We start from the raw sequence: 2,507 nt of genomic DNA, 5'->3' as shown, positions 1-2,507 counted from the left end.
ATCCAGGGCCTGACCAGGGCCGAGATGCGGCCGCTGCGCTCGCGCCGTGTCGCACCGATCCTGTTGACGACAAGCCCTTCCTCGATGATCTGGCCGATCGTCATGCGCGGGTTGAGCGACGAGAACGGATCCTGGAAGACGATTTGCATGCGCGAGCGCAGCGGCCGCATCTCGGCCCTGGTCAGGCCCTGGATCGGCCGGCCGTCGAAACGGATCTCGCCGCGCTTGGCGTCCAGCAGCCGAAGCAGCGCCTGGCCGAACGTCGTCTTGCCGGACCCGGATTCGCCGACCAACCCAAGCGTCTCGTGGCGGCAAAGCTTGAGGTCGAGGTCGTCGACGGCGACCAGCTCGCGCCAGTCGGGCTTCAGGAAGCTGCCGTGGCGCAACATGAAGCAGACGCGCACGCGGTTCGCTTCGAGGATGGTGCCGCAGCCCTCGGGCAATGGTTGCGGCCGCCCACGCGGCTCGGAGGCCAGCAGCCGTCGCGTATAGGGATGCTGCGGATCGGCGAAGAGCCGTTCCGTGATATTGTGTTCGCACATCTCGCCATGCTGCATGACATAGACGTAGTCGGAGAACTTGCGCACCACAGTGAGGTCGTGGGTGATCAGGATCACCGCCATCCGCAATTCCTTCTGCAGGTTGCGGATCAGGTTCAGGATCTGCGCCTGCACCGTCACGTCGAGCGCTGTCGTCGGCTCGTCGGCGATCAGCACATCGGGATCGTTGGCCAGAGCCATGGCGATCATCACCCGCTGGCGCTGCCCGCCGGAGAGCTGATGCGGATACTGCTTCAGCCGCGCTTCCGGTTCAGGGATCTGGACATGCCGCAAAAGCTCCAGCGCCCGCGCCCAGGCCTCCTTGCGGCTGACCTTGCGGTGCACCCTGATCGCTTCGACGATCTGGCTGCCGACCGTATAGATCGGGTTGAGCGAGCTCATCGGCTCCTGGAAGATCATCGAGATGCGGTTGCCACGCAGCTTGCGCCGAGCGCTCTCCGGGAATTTCAGGATGTCCTGGCCGTCATATTCGACGCTCGATCTGGGCGACACGGTCGCACGCCGCGACAGCAACCCCATGACCGTGCGCGCCGTCACAGACTTGCCGGAACCCGATTCGCCGACGATCGCGATCGTCTCGCCGCGATAGAGCTGGAACGAGACGTCCTTGACCGCATCGACGACGCCATGCTCGACCTTGAAGGCGACCTCGATGTTGCGGGCGTCGATGATGGGCTTGTCCTGGCGCCCGCCATGGTCGCGGCGGAAGGCTGGTGCGAAGGGTTCGGCGAGTACAACGGACATCCCAGCCACCTCAATAAGGGTCGACGGCATCGCGCAGGCCGTCGCCCAGCGCGTTGAAGGCAAAGACGGTGACCAGCACGAAACCGACCGGCGACAGAATCCAGGGATAGGTGCCGATGACCGAATAGGTCGCGGTGTCCTGCAGCATCAACCCCCACGAGATCAGCGGCGGCTTGACCGCAAAGCCGAGGAAACCGAGGAAGGATTCGAGCAGCACCACCGTCGGGATCGCCAGTGTCACGGCGACGATCACGTGGCTCATCACATTGGGGAAGATGTGCTGCATGATGATGCGCCGGTCGGTGGCGCCGACCGCCATGGCGGCGCGTACATAGTCTATTCGCGCCAGCGCCAGTGTCTTGCCGCGCACCTCGCGCGACATCTGCGCCCAGCCCAGCGCCGACATGACGATGATGACAAAGGCGAGGAAAACGTTGGTCGGCGCGGTGACCGGGATCAGCGTGGTCAGCGCCAGGTAGAGCGGCAGCTGCGGGAAGGCGAGCACCAGTTCGACGAAGCGCTGCACCCAGACGTCGAACCTGCCGCCGAAATAGCCGGAGACCATGCCGACGGTGGTGCCGATGATGGTGATGATGAAGACGACCGTCAGCGCGATCATCAGCGAGACGCGCGAGCCGTGGATGGCGCGTGACAGCACGTCGCGGCCGAACTTGTCGGTGCCGAGGAAATGCACCGGCTGTCCGTCCATGGAGGCGAAGAAATGCCGGTCCGCCGGGACCAGTCCGAGGAGCTTGTAGGGCGCGCCCTCGACGAAGAACCCAAGCAGTCTCGGATGCTCATAGTCGGGGCCGACGATCGGCTGGAAGGTGACCGGATCGAGATCGGCGGAATCGGCCAGCGCATACACCCTCGGTCGCGCGACGAAATTGCCGTCCTTGTCATGGAAGCTCGGCAGCTGCGGCGGGGCGAAGCCTATATCCGTGGCCTTCGGGTCCATTGGAGCCAGAAACTCCGCGAACACCGCCATGAGAAGCAGAAGCGCGACGAGCCAAAGCCCGGCCATCCCGGTCCACGAACGCTTCAGCCGCCGCCAGACCAGCGCGATGTAGCTCTCATTGCCGCGCGCGGGTTTCTCGATGGCTCCCTCGGCGGGCGGCGGTGGCAGTGATGTGTCGCGCGCCAGCATCTAGCCCTCCCCGTATTGGCGGATGCGCGGATCGAGCAGGACGAGCAGCATGTCGG

General features: G+C 64.9%; 2 protein-coding genes. Both read right to left on the bottom strand.

Translation table 11 applies throughout. The features are described 5' to 3' along the window. Window positions 1–1,304, bottom strand: a 1,304-nt coding sequence (locus EN781_RS30485; protein WP_145965720.1) for an ATP-binding cassette domain-containing protein, incomplete at its 3' end; no start/stop codon positions are given. Window positions 1,305–1,314: 10 nt separating this feature from the next. Continuing rightward, window positions 1,315–2,451 carry an ABC transporter permease gene (locus EN781_RS30480; protein ID WP_126055955.1) on the bottom strand — a complete coding sequence of 379 codons (1,137 nt, stop codon included), beginning with the start codon at window positions 2,449–2,451 and terminating at the stop codon, window positions 1,315–1,317. Window positions 2,452–2,507: the final 56 nt, after the last annotated feature.

Source organism: Mesorhizobium sp. M4A.F.Ca.ET.090.04.2.1, from assembly GCF_003999085.1.
Lineage (GTDB): Bacteria > Pseudomonadota > Alphaproteobacteria > Rhizobiales > Rhizobiaceae > Mesorhizobium.
The sequence above is the reverse complement of the archived record's forward strand: the minus strand, read 5'-3'. Positions and strand labels throughout refer to the sequence as shown.

Excerpts from the sequence above, each read along its gene's own strand:
- EN781_RS30480 (WP_126055955.1), bottom strand. The coding sequence starts at position 2,451 with ATGCTGGCGCGCGACACATCACTGCCACCGCCGCCCGCCGAGGGAGCC.